Genomic DNA, 17,560 nt, shown 5'->3' with positions numbered 1-17,560 from the left:
TCCCTCCTGCGGAGGCCATGGGCCGCAACACCAGGGGCCAGTTCGAGCGTGGCAAGAGCTGGATCCGAGACGTCAAGTGCGGAGCCGAGAAGAAGAGCTTCGTCCGGTACCGCGGCCATTACACGGTCACCGTTGACGCCGACAAGTGCACCGCCTACGCGGCCGAGCGCATGCAGTCCCTCTATCGGCAGGCCGTGCGCATCTACAAGTGCTCGCTGAAGGAACTGCCGCCCGAAGCTCAGGAACTCCTCACAGTGACGCTGCTGACCAAGCAGCTACAGTCCATCTTCGACGCGATGGACATCCTCAAGGCCGCCGGCTTCTCACCGCAGACGGCGGCAAAGGCAGCGGCAACGCCCCCGAAAAAGAGGTCTCCGGCAACGGCCAGGAGCCGGAAGACCTGACCGCCAGCCACGAGACGAGGTGGGCCCACAGCCAGGGTGGACCCACCTCGCCAGTTTGAGGATCGCCTTGTTGAGACCTGTCAGCAAGCCACGCCAGTCCGCGTGAGCGCCGACTCTTCTTCAGCATGGCCACGGAGAGTGACGACTTCACGCGTCTCGGAAATGGGCGAACCGATCGCTGAGGACGGTAGGCCCTGCCGGGCCTTGGGCTTCGACCGAGTCCGCGTGGTGAGCGTGATACGGGGGCCATGGGCGAAGGGCCCACGCGCATGTCGCTCGACCGCGAGGTCACCACCGCCTCAGCGGTCTGCCGGCTTCCGCTGCCATGCGGATGTGGCGGGTGATCTCGGTGCCGGACTCGCCGAGGCCGAGGCCGGTACTGATCGCCGTACCGATGGCCCGGGAGCGTTCGGCGGGCCCTCGGACGTCGGCCAGAGGACTGCCCGGATCTCTGCGCCGGGCAACCCACTCCGCTCGGTTCTCAGCCGCCGTGCACAGCCGAATGTGTGCGGGCTGCTGGCAGGAGTGATTGTCACAGGTGTGGCAAACGGCCGGACTGTCGTTTCCCCAGCCCAGGCGAGGGATGACGCCGTGCGCGAGCTGATACCCGTACAGGTGGCCCGGCATCGTGCCCCGTCGAGTCCTACCCGGCCGCGAGGCCGCCCTGAATACTGGCATGGCCGGTGCTGGAGATCCCGCCGAGGAAGAACCAGCAGTTCCCAGCGGACTCGGTGCGGTAGACCTTGGCCCAGTAGCGGGCCTGAACAGACTCGTCGGCCAGCCAGGATTCCCACTCAACAGCCGGTATGCGTACGGGCGTTGGTTCACCGATGAGAGCAAGCTGTTCGTCAACGGGCGCGGGCCCGGACCCATTCACCGCTGCGAGCGGGAAGAGTCCGGGCCCGAAGTCGTACTCAGGCGGCATCAGCCCGGCCGTCGTCTGGTTCGGAGACCCGGACTGGAACGTTGGAGACCAGAGGGGGCGGAGGCGACGCCTCTTCCTGAGACCTAGGGGCCCGGCGGGAGCGAGGCGGGCGTTCCGCGCGGGCGCGCAGGGCCTCGATGACCTCCTTGGCACGAGCAGCGGTACCAGGCTTCGCCGCACACTCCAGTTCCTCCGCCGGCACACCCAGCAGACCCGCGACCAGGTCCGTGTCATTGTCGAACAGCCGCAGGACGACCGCAGCGGCCTCCCGCGCCGCAACATCAGCCTCGTCCTTCGCCCGTGCCGCCTTCACCGCGGCCTCGCGCGTGGCCAGCACGGCCGCCGCGGCCGTCTCCTGCGTCTTCGCTTGGAGCGCTTCGACAGCGCGAACCCGCCGCCGCAGCTCTGCCGCGCTCACCGATCCTGCCGGAGTCGTGCTCACCCGAGCCCCCAGTCCCGTTCGAAATCTCTGCTCGTCGCGCGCACCGTAGGCACAGGTCCGCGGACATCTCGAACTGACGGAAGGTGACAGTTCAGGCGATGCAAGCCCAGCCGTGTTCGCCCGTCGGCGTCCGGCTGCTGAACCGCTGCCGTCCTGGAACCCGGACTCGGTGTAGGCCAGCGGTACACGGTGAGCTGACGGAACAGCGCGGACAGCTGCGAGTCGTCGTCGAGGTCGTGGCGGCGTTTGATCAGCCGGCCACGCCCGGCGCCCCGCGCCCGCCGTGTGACCCACCGCACCGCCGGTACGCGCTCTCGGAGCAGAGCTCCGACCACGCTGAGCAGCCTTGACGGACCGGGTGGCAGAAGCGTCCGGGTCGTGACGTTCTACTCGTACAAGGGCGGCACCGGCCAGACCATGGCCCTGGCCAACACCGCCTGGATCCTGGCCGCCGACGGCAAACGGGTGCTCGCCGTGGACTGGGACCTGGAGGCGCCCGGCCTGCACCGCTTCCGTGCCGACCGCGCTCCAGGCCGGCAGTCACCACAGCAGCCCCCGACCGGACCTGATCCGGCCGGGGGCCGTTGAGTCACTCTGGAGAACTCACTGCCGGTGGGACTGCTGGATCCGCCGGGTGAATGGTGGGTCGTCGGCAACCCGACGTGCTGACCCATGTAGCGGCGCACTGGGGGTGTCCCTCCCCGCCTGCCATCGACTTTCGTCTGCCGCACGAAACTTGGGACCACCCCCCCCGGGGGGCCGGTGCGGGCGGTTCTGGCCCGCAGCACGGCCTTGACCTGCGACTACGCCTGGCCAGTGGGGCGGGGGCGAGGGCTGGGCCGCTCGGCCGGTTGCGGAGGGAGCGTGTGCACGGGGGGGCGGCTGACGGTGGAGCTGACGAACGCGGCGAGGACGCGGTCTCCAACGCCCCCCGTCGCCGAGCTGCTGATCCGTTAATTTGCGCGATGGACCGAATGCAGCCCTGACCAGTAACTTCGCTGTGGAGGGGGTGTGATGACACGGGAGCCGCGCGAACGCTCGGTGGCCCGCGGTCAATTGAAGAACCGCTTATTTGCAGTCGGCCGAATCAAACTGCGATCAGCGCGCTGTAGAGTCTTTCCAATCCCTTGTCAGGTGACCCTGCACCCTCCAGCTGGGGGTGCGGATACGTACCCCGGCGCTGGCGGGCTCGCCCCGCCTGATCTGGCCTCACGGCCAGAAGGGAGAGGTCCTTGAAGTCGATCAAGAGGTGGCTCAAGGACCGGTACGAGGAACACGTACAGCCGCACGTCACTCCGTGGCGTGTGTGCATGGCCGGCGAAGCGCTTCGCTGGACCCTGTGGCTCATTGAGCGCGGTTCGTGACCTGAAACGAGTGAACCCCAGCTGATCACTCAGCCGGGGCTCACACGTACCGGTGCCAATGCCTCACTCTCGTAGTCCGTCGGCGGCAACCGACGGGAGGGTGAGGCTTTGGTCGTTTTGCCGGGCTGCTTCACGTGAAACGCCCCGCTGTCCGGAGCGTATCGCGAAACCCGAATAGGCAACACTTCGGATCCTGTATCGCGGAAGACCGTTTGGGCGTAGCGATTCAAATCGATTTGGTAGCGCCCAAAGTTCGCGGACCAAAGTTACGAACCAAACTTCGCATCACCGCAACTGAGTCACCGTGACCAACACCTCCACGACCAGCCCGAATGCTGCCACCGAGTACGCCTCGCCAGCGACCGAGCGGGCACCGCCACGGCGACAGCCCGACTCGGTCAGGCCCTGGTCGCGGCGGGGCGCGTTGGGGAGGCGCTGGCCCTGCTGACCGGCAGTCCGGCTCCGTCCGGCGCACAGAGCGACCTGGCTCGCGCCGCCGCCCACCGAGCGCTCGGGCAACACGGCCTTGCCTTGGCCGCGGCGGTGAACGCCGCCGAATACGCCGCCTTCCACGCCCGCTACCAGTTGTACGGCTCGGCGCTCACCTTCCTCGCTGACATGGCCTCGGAGCTGCGGGACGAGAAGTTGCTCCGGACGTGCCGGTCCAAGGAGACGGAGCTGGCGCAGATGACCGGGCTCGCTCCTGACCGTCCGGCGACGTGACCCGCTGCGCGCCAGCGCAGGAGGAGGGCCTGCCGGGTGCGGGATTGGCTGGTCAACCTGTCGAGGCAGCGGTCGAATCGATACCGTGCTGCCTATGGAATCGAGTCTGCGGACAGCGGTGGAAGAGGCTTCGGAGATCGGTCAGGACGAGCCTGGATGGGACACTGCTGTTGCCCGGGCTGCACGACTGGGCCTTGAGCTCGGTTTCGTGGCTGATCGGTCATGACGTGTTCGGAGGCCGGCCGAGCCAGAAGGCGGCGACGGAGGATTGGTCGATTCCGGCGGTCGAGCCGTCGTGGGCAAGGAATTCGGTCGGAGCGATGTAGCCGTCGCCCGGATCGAAGCGGATGCGCAGGCAGCGCAGCGGGTGTCCCGCGGCAACGTACCGGCGGATGTCCTCGGTGTGGGGGTGGTGCCGGTCCGGGTCGGCGTAGAGGGTGCGGCAGATCTGCTGGATGTCGTGGTCGCCGATGAGCAGGTAGCGCGGGCCGGGGCCGAGATTGAGGCAGAGCCGTCTGCGGCCCTGGTGGCGTCGGCCGTACGGCAACCGGTCGAAGTTGTCGACGTGCAGGCCGATCCGGCGGCCGGTGGTGGAGTCTTCGGTGGTGGTGGCCCAGTTGCCGGGGCTGGCCGCGCAGCCCAGGAGTTCGGTGGGCCAGTGACCGTTGAGGGGATCGAGGCGGGCGGCGGCTTCGAGGCGGCCTGCCAGGTCGCCGGGATCAAGGTCCGGCAGTGGGCGGCGTACGAGTTCGATGCGGGCACTGTCCGGCACCGAGTCATTGGCACGATGCTGCTCGGCGTCGTCAGCGGTGAGCGGTTTCCAGTTCTCGTTGGGAACGATGGCGCCGTCGTCGTAACCGGGCTCGCTGGCGGTCTGCCGGGCCGGTGCGATGTCGCACCGGCCGCGTATGTCGTCGAAGGTGCCGAATAAGAGTCGTGGGCCCATGGCCGTGCCTCCAAGGGCGGGTGCGGGGCTACTTGTCGTCGAGGTCTTCGCCGAAGGTGACGTCCAGATCCGCCGTGAGCGCCTCGGCCAGCTGGAGTTTCTGGGCCTGGTCGATGACGATCTGCTTGAGGGAGGCCAGGCCGCGGAGCTGGGAGAGGTCGTTGTCCCGAAGGTCGAGGCCGCGGTACTTTCCGCCGTCGAACTCGGTCAGCCGCAGGTCGCAGTCGTCGATCAGGGCGGCGCCCAGGTCGGCGGCGGTGAAGGTGGTCTCGCGCAGCGTGCACTTGGAGAAGATCACAGGGCCGGCGGCCCGGAGCCGGGTGAAGGTGCTGTAGTCGATCTTGCAGTTGTCGAAGAGCACGTTGTCGAGTGTGACGTCCTTGAGCGTGGCGCCCATGAGCTTGCAGTCACGGAAGACGGCCCGGGAGAGCTTGCTGTCGGTCCACTGCAGGGAGGCCAGGTCGCAGCTGGTGAACTCCACGGAGTCGACGCGTAGTTTCTCCAGCCGGGTGCGCTGGGCCTTCAGGCCGGTGATCCGCCCGTCGATGAGGTGGGTGTCGGCGAGGTCGAGGTCGCGCAGATCGGCGTCGGCGTAGTGGAACTCCGCCAGCCGTCCTCGGCCGCCCTCCAGCGAGGTGACGTTGGAGAGGTAGAGGCCCGGCTCGTTCAAGGCCGGGAGAGTGACGCTCGTGCGGCGGATCGTGCGGGTGTCCATCTACAGCCTCTCAGCGCGGTGATTCGATCGCCGGCGCTGCTGGCACCCCCCGTGAGAGTGCCAGCAGCTGCGCGGTTACTTCTTGTTCCAGTTGTCCCAGGTCGGGCGGTTGTCGAAGGGAGCCGGGTTCTTCGCCCAGTTGTCCCACGTGGGCCGGTTGTCCCACGTCGCTTCAACGATCACCGGGGTCGGAACGTCGTGTGTGGCTACCAACTCCATCACGACGGGGCTGTTGGATGTGGCGAGTCGGTCGAGGACCGTCATGCAGCTGTCTCCTTCGTTGCGAGCGTGGACAGGGCCGTGACCAGGGCCTGCCGGGAGACCCGGCAGTAGTTGGTCTCGGTGGACTGGAGGCTGCCGTTCTCGAAGTAGCGGTTGGCGGCCTGAGCTCCGCGGCAGAAGTCGAAGAACTCGCATTCGGTCTCGCAGCGGTCCAGGCCGGTGAGGAAGTCGCGTACGTAGCGCAGCCGGTGGGCGTCGCGGAGGATCTCGGGCAGGGGCTGTTCGAGGATGTTGCCGGCCACGAAGTCGCCGTGCTCGGGCGCCGCCGTGTCCGCGAGTTCCGGGGAGAGCAGGACCACGTCGCCCTTCCAGGAGACGGTGGGGATCGGATCGAGGCGGCGCCGTTCCCACTCGGCTCTGTGGCCGGAACGGATCAGCTGGAGGTACTCGGCGAGGCGTTCGACTTCCCGGACCACCGGGGCGCCAGGGTGCTCGCGGGACCATGTGAGGACGCGGCGCCAGAACTCCTCGGCCTGGACCACGGTGGGCGGCTGCCTGTCGGTGTTGACTCCTTCGATCTCCTCGATGTTGAAGCCCACCGAGCGGCCTCCCAAGGAAGCCAGGAACTCCAGCAGCTCCTCCGGCATCGCGATGCCCAGGGTGCCGACCACCGAGATGACGGAAAACGGGATGCCGTGCTCACGCAGCTGCGTGATGCCGCGCAGGATCCGATCGAAGGCGGGCTTGCCTCGAAGATCGACGCGCTCGGCGTTCAAGGCGGCCGGCCCGTCGATGCTCACCCCGACGCGGACGTCGTACGCAGCCAGGAGTTCGCACCACGTCTCGGTGAGAAGCGTCGCGTTGGTCTGCACGTAGTGGTGAACCCGGCCCGCACGGCGCAAGCCCTCGAACGGCGCGAGCAGGGACGCGAACTTCTGCTGGCCGACGGCGAGCGGCTCCCCGCCGTGCCAGACGATGCCGACCGGATGGCCGCTGTCGTCGAACTCGGCCACCGCCTGCGCCAGGACCTCGGCCACCTCCGACGACATCTGGTGCTTGAGCTTGCGAAAGGGCAGATAGCAGTACCGGCAGTCCAGATTGCACCAAGTCGTGGGCTGGACCACCAAGGTCTGCGGGGCCGCGAACCGCTGCTGGTACCGGGCACGCCACGAGGTCGGGCGGGAGCGCATCGGTGTCCTCTCCTCGACGGACAGGGACATCGCCGACCACGAGCAGGAGCCGCGGACCGGGATACGACCACGATCCGTCCCGCCATGGCGTGTACGCGATGACATCGCGTTGTCATTGCCGATGACATGTCATCGACGGCGCGATGACAGTGCCGAAGTCGCCTGATCTGCCCAGCAGTTCGGGCATCGGGCGGTGGGATATCGTGGCGGATGTGCCTCGCTCGATTCTGATCCAAGACGACCAGACGTTCCGGGATACCGGCTTCGTCTACATCTGCTCGGGCTACCTCGTCGAGCACGGCCGAGTGCTGCTCGTGCACCACAACCGCTTCGACAAATGGGTGCCCCCAGGCGGCCACATCGAGCCCGGCGAGTCCTTCGCCGGGACGGCGGTGCGTGAGTTTAAGGAGGAGACCGGCCTGCTGGTGCAGGCCATCTCAAGCCAGCCGGCAGTCCACCCGGCCGACGCCAACGCCACGCCCGAGCCCGTGCCGTTCTACGTCGACATCGAGCGGGAGGGGTTCGCCACCCCGGCGCTGGTCCAGTTCTTCTACGTCCAGCGGCAGCCGTGCACCCGGGAACAATCCGTGGCAGCGCAGCTCGAAGAGGTGCACGGGGCCGCCTGGTTCGGCCTGGAGGACCTCGACACCCTCAAGACCTTCGACCAGGTTCGATCCCTGGCCCGGTTCGCCCTGTTGAACTACCCAGTGGCTGAGGAGCGCGCCACGTCGTAGGCGGCGGCCTACCGTCCCACGAGGCGATACCCGCTGGCCCCATCCACGGTGCTGGCCAGCAGTAGCCGGGCAGGGGCGCCGCCGAAGGCCGCAGAGACAGCCTGGTTGACGCGCTGAACGTACTTGGGCACCGAGGACGGGGCAACGTAGAGCATCGCAGCGATCCGCTTGGTCGACAGCCCGGCCTCGGGAGCGTCGTACACGACCTTCACCACGTCGAACAGCCGCTCCGACAGCTCACACGCCACGTTACCTTCGCTGTCGCGTGCTGTGACAAGGACGGCCCGGCCCGGACCGAGTGCAACATGGACGATGACCATCTCAGCCGACGCCTCGCTCGCGACCTCGGAGGTGCCGTCGGAAAGGTTGATCCGGGCCAGACGCTGCATCGCTTCCTCGTAGGCCGACACCGTGTAATACGCGGCCCGGATAGTGGCGCGTTTACCCGAGGCGCCCGGCTCGTTCCACAGTCCGGCCTTCGGGTCCCACAGGTCGTTCATCAACTTCCACGCCTTGGCGAGCCGCGGATCACGCGGGCTGGCGCCGGCCCGGACGGCGGCCTGGGTGCACAGCGCGTACGCCATGTGCTCCCAGGCCGTGCCCTGCACGTCCTTGTCGTCCTCGACGAACGTCTCCCACCGGTGGTGGTTGTGCAGCAGCCACTGGCCGGCCTCGACGACCACCTCCGACAGCTGCTTGTGCTGCACCGGGCCGTGCACCCCACCCGTCTCCCGCGGATCGTCCCGGTACGCGGGCTCGCCGCCAGGCCCGGTTCCGGCACAGACGGCCGACAGCGCGAGCAGGCACAGCGCGGTCTTGCTCGGGCTCGGATCGGTGTCGATATAAGTACGCCACCCCCATGCCCCGCTGGGACGCCGGTGATACAGCAGGCCGCGAACTCCGTGGTCGATCAACGGCTCGACGCGCTTCAGCAGGCTGTGGGTCTCCACCTCGCCGGGTAAGAGGAGTCCGGGGCCGAAATCATGGAGGGCATCTCTGAGCTCGGCCAGCCGGTGCACCACCAGGGCGGTCTGGTGCAGCGAGGTGTCGTCGAGTCCGAGGACTTCGGGCCAGCCGTGATCGACCTGGTGGTCCTCAAGCCAACCGACGCACCAGGCCGCGGTCTCCGCGACGCCATCGTGGTGGAAGAAACGAGGGTGGGACAGCAGTCCAGCCAGGCCGAAGGCTATGAACCGGGTGTGCTCACCACGACCGCCTTTGGGCCGGGGCCGCGAGTGCTCCGCGATGACGCCGGTCAGGAAGTCGAGCCCCTGACGAACCGGCTGTCCCGCGATGCCGGCGGCCCGCAGAATCGGCAGGACCTCGCTGGTGTTGACGATCGACGAAACCGAGGTCAGGGTGAGGCCCCACCCGCCGTCGTACCCCTGGTTGTGCAGCAGGGTCCGGGCAGCCTCGCCCGCTCTGGTCTCGAACGCCGCGAGCCCCACATGCGCACTCATCAAGATTCGCCTCCGCCGCCCAACGCCCCGGACCACCGGTCGGACCGTACCCAACTCGCCTACTGCCGACGCGCGTTCAGGGTCGAGACGCTACGGTGCATGGCCACGAACCGGCCGTGTCGGCCGCCCAGTCCCCGCCGCTGGCCTGTTGCCACTGCACGGCTACCGCACGGTGGATACCCAGCATGCGCGCCAGGATCGCCGCCGGAACCTGAGCGGCCAGCGTGAACAGGGCAGTGGATCGGTCCTGGCGCGGATGGACGCCCAACGCCCGCAGCCGGAGCACCAGCTGGTCGCTGCTGAGTGGCTTCCGGGGAACCCGCTCGGGGAAGAGCCAGGTCCCTGGCACGTCCACGAGCGTGTGGCCGCGCCGGCTTGCGATCAGCTCTTCCACCAGGGCATCGAGCGGCGCGGGCAGCACGATCGGGCGGTCCCCGAGCAGGATCTTCGGCTAGTCGCCGTCGTGCTGAATGTGGTCAACGGCGAGGTGGCGAATGGCGTTGCTGTCGGATGCCACAGGTTCTGCCCATCTCGCTGCTCTGTCCTTTGGGCCGGACAGAGGCCACGGTCAATGAGAAAGGGACCCATGAAATGCGGACACAGCGGGATGAACGGCTTCATGCCTGCAACTCCAGGTCATTGCGACCGAGATGGATCTCGTGCACGCGGGTGAACGTGTAGCGGTTCGCCACAGGGTCCTGCCGCTCCAGCACGAGCCACACCGAGGAGATGGTCGCCGGGATCCGGCTGCCCGGGCGAAGGCCCCGGCCGAGTTCGGAGGCGAGGAGGTCCGAGCGCTCGGCAAGCTCTGGGGTGTCGGTGTCCTTCAGACCGTAGCCCCCGGTCGCGTGACCCCAGAAGAACTCGGCTGGGGCCGGCAGGGTCAGGCTGGCGGCCATGAGGCCGTCCCGAATCCGCAAGTGAAGCTCGTGCAGGACCGTCTCCGGCCAGAGGTCAACTACAGCAGCGGAGGCAGAAGCGCGGGGAGGACCGATCTCGATGTCGATCGGTGCCTGGCCAGCGAGTGCGTCCTGAAGCGCGGGTCCGGCCCGGTGCAGGCGCTGCTCGCCGACCCTCTTGCCCTCGGAGTCCTCGTAGTTGATCTTCTGGAGCGTTCCGTGGATGTCCTTGTCGGCGACCGGGGTGATGATGTCCGGGTAGCGGCCGAGGATCTCGCGGATACGAGCAAAGTAGGCCATCACCTGCGGTTGGTCCTGGGGCAGCCAGAGCACGTGCGGGCGGACCCGGTCCTCCCCAGGCCCGTCCTCCGGTACCCACAGCCGCTTGTCGTTCATGAACAGCCTCATCGGCCGCCCCTCTTCACTGTGATCTTGGAGGGGGCGAAGTCCACGTAAACGGGGAGGTGGTCGGAGGCTTCTTCGGCTGCGGCGCTCCGATGAACCTGGTAGCCGGTCAACGCGGGGGCAATGGATCGGGTCGCCAAGATCAGGTCGATACGCCTTGGCCCCCACGGGTCGGGATCACCGCGGCCGTCCTCCCAGTGCCCCACCGTCGGCTGCCACGGAGCACCGAGGTGGGCGGCCGTATCGACCATGTACCCCTTGCGCAGCAGAGCCTTGGTCTGGCGGCGGTCCGCCAGTTGCGTCGTGCCGATCGTGTCGGCTTGCACCTGGAACTCAAGATCGTCATGGCGCATGTCGACAAAGGGCTCGTCGTCGTAGTACTTGCGCCCTGCCTGGCCGTCGTCGACCTCGGCGGCCGAGATCGAGTTGAAGTCCCCAACGCAGAAGCCGGGTTGCACGCCACCCGTCATACGGAAGGTGCCCTTCAACCGGAGCGCTTCGTTGTACCGGAAGTCGGGGCGGAAGGGGTCTCCGTGGTAGCTGGCTACGAAAATCGGCTCTCTGGCGCCGACGTCGAAGCGGGCTGTGGTGCAGCCGTGCCAATAGTCAGGCGCGCCGAAGGGGCGGTAGGAACCCTGGACCAGTCCCACGGCGTTGGGGTTCCACATCAGCGCAGTCCACCACGGCCGGTGCCAGTTCGCGGCCATGGCCGTGCCGTGCGGGTGGCCGTCGCTCGCTCCGACGGTGGCGCTCAGGCCGCACCGTTCGGCCAGGTCTCGGATGAGTGAGGCGGCTTCGTCCTCCCAGCTGCCGCGGTCGGTGGTGCTCTCGTCAATGACGACTTCCTGCAGAGCCAGGATGTCCGGCGCGATCTCCTGGATAGCCGTGACCCGAGCGTTCCAGGAGCTGGTGCCTCGGGTGGCGGGGGTCAGCTTGTAAGCGTTCAGGTTGGCGATGCGTTTGGTGTGCACGTTCAACTCCTGTGTGGGATTGTCGATTTGGTGCGACCTGTTACGCCATCCTCGATCGTGGGTGGCGTCAGCGCTTTCGCGGCCAGTCGACGACGAGGCGGCTGACCGGCTTGTTCAGGATGAAGCGGCGGTCAGCGGCAGTGATGTGTTTGCGGGCGTCACCGAGTGCCATGCGGAAGCTGGGCTCTGGAGCGTCGTTGCCCCAGCCTTGGTGCCACTCGCGGATCTCGGCGGCGACTTGCTCGGCGAGATCGGTGGCACGCGGTCCGTGGCCGATGACTCCGAGCTGCCAGTACGTGCCGTGTGCGTCTTCACCCTCGCGTTTGGTGAGGTAGGCGAGGGTGTCGCTGCCGAGTGCGGCCATTGAGCCCCAGCCGAAGTTGGGGGTGAGGCCGGGGCGGGAGCCGGGCATCCGGGACAGGCCGTTGGGGAGCACGTAGGCCAGATACAGGTACAGCCACTGGTAGGAGTCGCCCTTGCGGAATTTCACGCTGGTGTAGACCTCGGCTGGGGGCTGGTCCAGAACGCTGCGGATGGCTTCGAGGTCGACGTCTTGTTCGGGATACGTCTCCAGGCGGACGTCTCCTTCGCCTGCCATGTCGGTCATGGTGCGGAGGTCGTCGCAGATGCCGTTGCGTAGCGGGACGAACGTCATCATCTCGGTGGACACGGTCTTCCACGTCTGGCCGTCGCGTTCGAAGGCGAAGCTGCGGGAGATGCTGCCGCGCACCCGGAGCGGGATGACCAGGCGCCCGCCGGGGGCGAGCTGATCAAGGATCTGGACGGGGATGTCGCTGGCGCCGACGGTGAATTGGACGCGGTCGAAGGGCGCGTGCTCGGGGAGGCCGGCGGCACCGTCGCCCTGCACGACGGTCACGTTGGTGGTGCCGGCCTGAGTGAGGTTCCTCCGGGCGCCTTCGACGAGGTCGTGATCGACGTCGATGGTCCACACATGGCCGTCGGGAGCCACCAGGCGTCCGAGCAGGCTGGCGTTGTAACCGGTGGCGGCTCCGGCTTCCATGATCTTGTCGCCTGGCTTCGCAGCGAGCTGTTCCAGTTGGACGGCGACGATCGAGGGTGCGGAGATGCAGGAGATCATCTCGCCTGTTGCCGCGTGCTTGATAGGCACGGCGTCCTCTGCATACGCGGTGTGCTGGTCCACGCCGGGAAGGAACTGGTGGCGTTCAACGTCCCGGAAAACGGTGATGACTTCGGGGGAGCGCACATGGCCGTCGTCGATCAGACGGGTCACAAGGGCTTCGCGTAGTTCGGCCGGGCCGGTGGCAGGAAGAGTCAAGGGAGGCGTTCTCCGTTCGAGCGTGAGTGGACGGGGCCGAGGGTGAGCCGCGTTGCCTACGTGTGCGCGGCCCGGCGGGCTCGGATGAGTTGTACGACGACGGGGTTGTCGGCCTCGGGGGCGCGCAGCAGGTCGATCGCCTCCACGCGAAATGCGTAGTCGACCAGCAGGTCTTCCCAGAGCTGGGGCGTCAGGACCCACATCTGTACGGGGATCGGCTTCTGGCCGCGAATCCGGATCATCTCCTCCCGGGGCGCGACCATGGAGGAAGGACCGTGGCCGTGGAGGTTGGTGTGCAGCGCGGAGAAGACCAGCCTTCCGCCCTCGATGAGCCCGTCCCGGAGGGCCGGCAGGAGGTAGTGAGGGTCGTTGCACGCGAGAGTTCCGATCGCGTAGACCGTCTCGTACGGCTCCGCTGTGCGGAGGTGCTCAACAACGTCGGCGTTCACGAACTGGACACCGGGTACTGCGCCGAAGTGCTGGACGGCCCGCTGATGCTGGGTGGGCGACAGCTCGACTGCGTCGACGAGGGCGCCATGGTCGCGTGCCAGGTGCACAGCATGGTGCCCAGGTCCTGATCCGAGGGCCAGCACCAGCCTTCCACGGAGGGAGCTGAGCGCTTCTGTCCCCGGTCCGACGCCGTCCCAGAATCCCCACTTCATCTGCTCGGGAACCGGCGGCATGTACCCGCGGTCGAGCTGCACCTGGCCGTAGCGGACCCAGGTCTGCGTGTTCACCGTCTCGTTGTCCGGCATGGGGTGCTCCAGCAGCAGGGGGCGGTCAGGGGCGCAGGGCGTAGCAGCGAAGGACGTCCAGGTCGGCCGTTCGCACGACGGACCAGCCCGTCGTGAGCAACTCCGCGTCCGCGGGGGTGATCCCGAGCCCTTGGACGGCCAGGTCGGTGGTCGTACGGCGGCCGGCGATCTCGGTGACGACCCAGAAGGTTCCGCCGGGCGCCAGGAGGTGGCGGACGCGGTTGATGAATGCGGCCTTGTCGTCCATCCACCGGTAGACCAGACGGCAGGTGATCACGGCGTAGGCCGGGTCTGGCAGGGCAGTGAGGCTATCGGTGGTGATGTCCAGGCACCGCCAGTCCGGGCCGGGGCCGGGGTCCTGGGCGGCAGCGAGGGCGAGGGCGCTGGGGGAACAGTCGACGCCGGTGGCGCGGTACCCAAGCACGTGATGGAGGTGGCGGGCCAGGGCGCCGGCGCCGCTGCCGATGTCGAGGGCTGGGCGGGCGCGGCCGGGGCCGAGGTTCTCGTCGATCAGCCGCTGCTCAGCTTCGTCGAACTGCCGGTACTGGCGGCCGTCGGCCCAGAGCGGCTCCCAGTAGGCGGCGCTCGCGGTGGACTTGGTGGTGGTCACGATGCTCCTTCTCGGGCGGGCGGCAGTGCAGCGGTGTCGTGCGGCGTGGGCATGCTCCGCAGGGTGCGGACGGGGGAGGCGAACAGCAGGACCACTGGTACGACTTGGAGGAGCGCGCCGACGGCAAGGACGGCCCTTACATCGAGGAGTAGTGCCAGGGCGCCGGCCGCCGCCGCGGCCAGGGGCCGGCTTCCGGCGGTCACAGTGGTACTGGCAGCCTGCATCCGCCCCTGGAAGCGCGGGTCGCACAGGATCTGGCGCAGTGATCTCTGGCTGGTCCCGGCGGCCGTCGCCCAGAACAGCTGTGCGGCCAGCGTCGCGGCCAGCGCGATCTGCCAGCCGAAGCCGGGTCCGGCGAGGAGGAGCGGCACCTGGGCGAGCGGGCTGACCGCGAACCCGGTGATGATCGTCGGGCCGACGCCGATCCGGGACGTGATCGTCGGTGCGAGCAGTGCGCCGGCCAGGCTCCCCGCGCCGCCGACACCCATGATCACCCCGAACGCGGTCGGGGAGGCGCCGAGCGTCGTCAGCAGGTAGTACGCCCAGAAGGTGTTCATGATCGCCAGGCCGAAAGAGAGCACGGCGAGAGCGGCGATCACGGTGCGGATCGTGGGCTGCCCGATCACGTAGCGCACGCCCGCCGTGACGTCCTTCCCGAGACTGCGGCGCGTCTCAGCGGGGTGAGCGTGCTGCCCGGGCGTGCGGATGCGCCAGACGAGCACGGCCGAGACCAGGAAGGAGACGACGTCGGCGAGGACCGACCGCGCCGGGCCGACGGCGCCGACGAGCGCGGCGCCCGCGTTGCTGCCGGCGCTGTCGGCCACTGAGGATGCCGCGCCCAGCCGCGAGTTGGCGCCCTGTAGCAGGTGCGGGGCGACGATGTGGGGCAGGAGGCTGATGGCCGCGGCGTCGTGCACCACCTTGGCCGTGCCGAGCACGAGCGTCACCCCGTACAGCTGGACGATGGTGAGTGCCCCGGCCATGGCCGCGGCCGGGATCGTGGCGAGCGCCGAGGCGGCCACCAGGTCCCCGACGATGAGCTGGGGGCGCTTGGCGTACCGGTCCGACAGGGCGCCGGCCCACAGCGCGAGCGTGCTCGGGAGCTGACCCAGGAAGGCGAGCATCGCGACTTCCCCAGTGGTGGCGCGGAGTTCCAGGACGGCCAGCGCGGGCAGGGCGATGGCGCTCACCGCCGACCCGGACAGGCTCGCGGCCTCACTGCCGAGCAGGTTCCGGAAGGCCGGGATCGCCCAAGCCGAGGTCCGCCGGGGACGTGCAACGACCGTCATCCCGCCTCACCCCCGCGAGCCAGGTTCGGGGCGGACGTGCGGTGGGGGACGCGGCCGTGGGCTGCGGTGAGGGCGGGGCGCACGGTTCCTCCTGGAGGTGCCGGTCCCGTGGCGGCGGGACGGGCGGGGGGCGATAGCGGTCAGCGGTCCTGGGAGAGTTCGAGGAGCTCGGCGAAGGTTCCGCCGGCGTGGACGAGGTCGTCGTACCGTCCCTGTTCGGTGATCCGGCCGTGCTCCATAACGACGATGTGGTCGGCGATCTTGGTGTTCTCCAGGCGGTGGGTGACCACGATGGTGATGCGGTCGGCGGCGATGGCCTTGATCTGCTCGAAGATCTGGTGCTCGCCGCGCGGATCCATCTGCGACGTGGGCTCGTCGAGGATCAGCAGTCCCGGGCGGCGGTACAGGGCCCTGGAGCACGCGATGCGCTGCCACTGGCCGCCGGAGAGTTCTGATCCGCCGAAGACGTCGCGGGACAGGAGGGTGTCCAGGCCCCCGGGGAGATCGTCGACGGCTTCGCGCAGGCCGACCGCGTCGATGGCTTCCCACACCGGGGCGTCGTCGTGGGTGCGGGGCTGGCCGAGGGTGACGTTCTCGCGGATACGCAGCGGCCACTGGGCGAAGATCTGTGGGACCAGACCGGTGTTCGCCCACACGGTGGCGGGGTCCACCTCGGCGAGATCGGTGCCGTTCCAGGTGACCCGGCCTTTGTCCGGCAGGTAGATCCCGGTCAGCAGCCGGGTCAGCGTGGACTTCCCTGAGCCGTTCGCTCCGACGATCGCGAGGATCTGGCCGCGATGCAGGGCGAGGGAGACGCCGTCCACGGCAGGCTTGTCCTTGCCCGGGTATTGGTAGACGGCCTCCTCGACCCGGATCTCCTCGGTCGGCGCGCAGTGCTCGCGGGGGCCGCGCTTGGGGGCGCGGACCGCGGCGTCGTCGAGGAAGGACTGCATGTCGCTCAGGTACAGGCTGGTGTGGAAGACGGCGGCTCCGTTGATGACGACCTGGGAGAGAGCGGCGAGTGTGGTCTGGACGGCGATGACGGCCGTGGCTGCGACCGCGAGTTCGATCCGTCCGGACACCGCCAGCCACGCGAGGGCACCCCAGGTCGCGACGAGGAAGACACCCCCGGCCAGCGCGGAGAGCAGAGCGATCCGCAGGGTACGCGGCGCGGCAGCGAGGGTGCGCCGGTCACACCGGTCGGACAGGGCCCGATACCAGTAGACGAGATAGTCGGTCATCGAGTTGGCGCGGACCTCGTCGCCGTACTTCGACGTGGTCGCCCACCAGCGCATCATGCCGCGCACGTTGCGGTCGGCGACGTTGGCATAGTGGATCTCGTAGTCAACCCTGGCGGTCAGGACGGCGCCGACACCGGCGGGCAGCACGGCGAGCAGGAGCAGCGGCAGCATCAGCGGGTTCAGCACCGACAGCACGCCGCCGGCGGTGACCATGCGGATCAGCGCGGACAGGAACCGCTGTGCGTCGGTGACCATCACGTGGGTGCGGATCACGCCCATCTCGGCCGCCTCGTGTCGGTCCGAGAATCCGTCCTCCGAGTACGCCGCAGCCTCGACCCGGCACACGGCCTCCACCAGGGCGCTGTCCGTCTCCGTCGTCAGCCGGGGGGTGATCCGCCGCGCGGCGTATGTGGCCACCGCCCCCGCAGCGCGGCCCAGCGCAGCGGCGAGCCCCACCACCAACAGCGCCGGCAGGGCCCCACGCAGCCGGTCGCCGGCGGAGCCGTTCCCGAGGACGGGCTCCATGGCCCGGGCGGTGGCGGCCAGAAGGACAGCGGCCGAGACGCCCGTGACCACCTGGCAGCCGAGCAGGAGCTGCACCGCCCGCCGGTCGGTCCGCAACGACAACCGGGCGATCCGTCCCAGGACGGCCGGGATCTGCGCGCACATCCGCCGGAAGGAGACCTCGGCGAGCGGGTTGACGGAGTACTGCCCGCTGTAAGTGATCTCCGCTGGCGGTGGCGGAGGCGGCGCGGTGGCCTGCTGCTCTTGTGTATCGGCCGAGGTCAACTGTTCCCCCTAGACGGTCATCCGGCGTGGTCGTGGGGCTCAACGACCCGGCCGGGATATCGAACATATGTGTTTCGGTCGGTCTCGGAATCCCGAGATAGAGCGCGCGGCGGAGCGTGGAAGATGCATCGACCCGCCCCCTGCAACAGGAGTACGAAGCACGGTGATTGGCCGAAACG

The 17,560-nt window shown here is 68.5% G+C and carries 18 protein-coding genes and 1 pseudogene; 4 read left to right on the top strand and 15 right to left on the bottom strand.

Translation table 11 applies throughout. The annotated features are described in order from the left end of the window. Positions 1–404, top strand: a 404-nt coding sequence (locus AQJ67_RS10035) for a hypothetical protein (protein WP_208614937.1), incomplete at its 5' end; no start/stop codon positions are given. Between the two features lie 643 nt (positions 405–1,047). Here the strand turns inward: AQJ67_RS10035 and AQJ67_RS49130 are convergent. Together AQJ67_RS49130 and AQJ67_RS10025 are read right to left on the bottom strand one after the other, a co-directional pair. Next, the gene (locus AQJ67_RS49130; protein ID WP_244190410.1) at positions 1,048–1,329 is read right to left on the bottom strand and encodes a hypothetical protein; all 282 of its coding nucleotides are present in this window, start codon (positions 1,327–1,329) and stop codon (positions 1,048–1,050) included. Further along, complete coding sequence (locus AQJ67_RS10025) at positions 1,319–1,747, bottom strand: hypothetical protein (RefSeq protein WP_062717743.1); 429 nt, start codon at positions 1,745–1,747, stop codon at positions 1,319–1,321. Before AQJ67_RS10025 ends, AQJ67_RS49130 begins: the two co-directional genes overlap by 11 nt. A 360-nt stretch (positions 1,748–2,107) precedes the next feature. Between AQJ67_RS10025 and AQJ67_RS50650 the strand changes: the two are divergent. Beyond that, positions 2,108–2,284, top strand: a pseudogene (locus AQJ67_RS50650) (AAA family ATPase); the annotation flags it as partial. A gap of 1,382 nt (positions 2,285–3,666) precedes the next feature. Further along, the gene (locus AQJ67_RS10010; protein WP_159058739.1) at positions 3,667–3,858 is read left to right on the top strand and encodes a hypothetical protein; all 192 of its coding nucleotides are present in this window, start codon (positions 3,667–3,669) and stop codon (positions 3,856–3,858) included. A 220-nt stretch (positions 3,859–4,078) separates the two neighbouring features. Here AQJ67_RS10010 and AQJ67_RS10005 read toward each other — a convergent pair whose 3' ends face one another. The 4 genes from AQJ67_RS10005 to amcB form a co-directional block, all read right to left on the bottom strand. Beyond that, positions 4,079–4,804 (bottom strand): hypothetical protein, encoded by a 726-nt coding sequence (locus tag AQJ67_RS10005; protein ID WP_062717739.1) that lies wholly within the window; start codon positions 4,802–4,804, stop codon positions 4,079–4,081. Positions 4,805–4,832: 28 nt separating this feature from the next. Further along, positions 4,833–5,519: a pentapeptide repeat-containing protein gene (locus tag AQJ67_RS10000; protein ID WP_062717738.1), complete on the bottom strand. Its 687-nt coding sequence runs from the start codon at positions 5,517–5,519 to the stop codon at positions 4,833–4,835. 75 nt (positions 5,520–5,594) lie between these two features. Then, complete coding sequence (gene amcA, locus AQJ67_RS09995; RefSeq protein ID WP_062717737.1) at positions 5,595–5,783, bottom strand: multiple cyclophane-containing RiPP AmcA; 189 nt, start codon at positions 5,781–5,783, stop codon at positions 5,595–5,597. Next, positions 5,780–6,931, bottom strand: a complete 1,152-nt coding sequence (amcB, locus tag AQJ67_RS09990) for a cyclophane-forming radical SAM peptide maturase AmcB (protein WP_062717736.1) — start codon at positions 6,929–6,931, stop codon at positions 5,780–5,782. Before amcB ends, amcA begins: the two co-directional genes overlap by 4 nt. Positions 6,932–7,074: 143 nt before the next feature. Here amcB and AQJ67_RS09985 point away from each other — a divergent pair, with 143 nt between their 5' ends. Then, on the top strand, positions 7,075–7,665 hold the full coding sequence (locus tag AQJ67_RS09985; RefSeq protein WP_062717735.1) for an NUDIX hydrolase: 591 nt from the start codon (positions 7,075–7,077) through the stop codon (positions 7,663–7,665). An 8-nt stretch (positions 7,666–7,673) separates the two neighbouring features. On the opposite strand, the gene AQJ67_RS09980 is transcribed toward AQJ67_RS09985, so the two are convergent. From AQJ67_RS09980 to AQJ67_RS09940, 9 genes are all read right to left on the bottom strand, one after another. After that, positions 7,674–9,125: a prenyltransferase/squalene oxidase repeat-containing protein gene (locus AQJ67_RS09980; protein ID WP_159058738.1), complete on the bottom strand. Its 1,452-nt coding sequence runs from the start codon at positions 9,123–9,125 to the stop codon at positions 7,674–7,676. A 76-nt stretch (positions 9,126–9,201) separates the two neighbouring features. After that, positions 9,202–9,546 carry a hypothetical protein gene (locus AQJ67_RS09975; protein WP_062717733.1) on the bottom strand — a complete coding sequence of 115 codons (345 nt, stop codon included), beginning with the start codon at positions 9,544–9,546 and terminating at the stop codon, positions 9,202–9,204. Between the two features lie 196 nt (positions 9,547–9,742). Then, entirely contained in the window at positions 9,743–10,432 is a 690-nt protein-coding gene (locus tag AQJ67_RS09970; protein WP_244190409.1) for a hypothetical protein, read from the bottom strand. Continuing rightward, positions 10,429–11,400, bottom strand: a complete 972-nt coding sequence (locus AQJ67_RS09965) for an endonuclease/exonuclease/phosphatase family protein (protein ID WP_062717732.1) — start codon at positions 11,398–11,400, stop codon at positions 10,429–10,431. The genes AQJ67_RS09970 and AQJ67_RS09965 overlap by 4 nt, the downstream gene beginning before the upstream one ends. A gap of 67 nt (positions 11,401–11,467) precedes the next feature. Further along, a complete protein-coding gene (gene fxlM / locus AQJ67_RS09960) occupies positions 11,468–12,697 on the bottom strand; it encodes a methyltransferase, FxLD system (protein ID WP_062717731.1) in 1,230 nt (409 codons plus the stop codon). Positions 12,698–12,753: 56 nt separating this feature from the next. Further along, the gene (locus AQJ67_RS09955; RefSeq protein WP_062717730.1) at positions 12,754–13,452 is read right to left on the bottom strand and encodes a class I SAM-dependent methyltransferase; all 699 of its coding nucleotides are present in this window, start codon (positions 13,450–13,452) and stop codon (positions 12,754–12,756) included. A gap of 25 nt (positions 13,453–13,477) precedes the next feature. Next, positions 13,478–14,062 (bottom strand): class I SAM-dependent methyltransferase, encoded by a 585-nt coding sequence (locus AQJ67_RS09950; RefSeq protein ID WP_062717729.1) that lies wholly within the window; start codon positions 14,060–14,062, stop codon positions 13,478–13,480. Further along, entirely contained in the window at positions 14,059–15,351 is a 1,293-nt protein-coding gene (locus AQJ67_RS09945) for an MFS transporter (RefSeq protein WP_062717728.1), read from the bottom strand. Before AQJ67_RS09945 ends, AQJ67_RS09950 begins: the two co-directional genes overlap by 4 nt. A gap of 140 nt (positions 15,352–15,491) precedes the next feature. Next, positions 15,492–17,381 (bottom strand): ATP-binding cassette domain-containing protein, encoded by a 1,890-nt coding sequence (locus AQJ67_RS09940; RefSeq protein WP_062717727.1) that lies wholly within the window; start codon positions 17,379–17,381, stop codon positions 15,492–15,494. Between the last annotated feature and the right edge of the window lie 179 nt (positions 17,382–17,560).

It is taken from the genome of Streptomyces caeruleatus (assembly GCF_001514235.1).
GTDB classification, from domain to species: Bacteria; Actinomycetota; Actinomycetes; order Streptomycetales; family Streptomycetaceae; genus Streptomyces; species Streptomyces caeruleatus.
The sequence above is the reverse complement of the archived record's forward strand: the minus strand, read 5'-3'. Positions and strand labels throughout refer to the sequence as shown.

Bases quoted from the DNA above. Each gene is read 5' to 3' on its own strand.
- AQJ67_RS49130 (WP_244190410.1), bottom strand. From the start codon at position 1,329: ATGCCGCCTGAGTACGACTTCGGGCCCGGACTCTTCCCGCTCGCAGCG.
- AQJ67_RS10005 (WP_062717739.1), bottom strand. From the start codon at position 4,804: ATGGGCCCACGACTCTTATTCGGCACCTTCGACGACATACGCGGCCGG.
- AQJ67_RS10000 (WP_062717738.1), bottom strand. From the start codon at position 5,519: ATGGACACCCGCACGATCCGCCGCACGAGCGTCACTCTCCCGGCCTTG.
- amcA (WP_062717737.1), bottom strand. From the start codon at position 5,783: ATGACGGTCCTCGACCGACTCGCCACATCCAACAGCCCCGTCGTGATG.
- amcB (WP_062717736.1), bottom strand. From the start codon at position 6,931: ATGCGCTCCCGCCCGACCTCGTGGCGTGCCCGGTACCAGCAGCGGTTC.
- AQJ67_RS09985 (WP_062717735.1), top strand. From the start codon at position 7,075: ATGACAGTGCCGAAGTCGCCTGATCTGCCCAGCAGTTCGGGCATCGGG.
- AQJ67_RS09980 (WP_159058738.1), bottom strand. From the start codon at position 9,125: ATGAGTGCGCATGTGGGGCTCGCGGCGTTCGAGACCAGAGCGGGCGAG.
- AQJ67_RS09970 (WP_244190409.1), bottom strand. From the start codon at position 10,432: ATGAGGCTGTTCATGAACGACAAGCGGCTGTGGGTACCGGAGGACGGG.
- AQJ67_RS09955 (WP_062717730.1), bottom strand. From the start codon at position 13,452: ATGCCGGACAACGAGACGGTGAACACGCAGACCTGGGTCCGCTACGGC.
- AQJ67_RS09945 (WP_062717728.1), bottom strand. From the start codon at position 15,351: ATGACGGTCGTTGCACGTCCCCGGCGGACCTCGGCTTGGGCGATCCCG.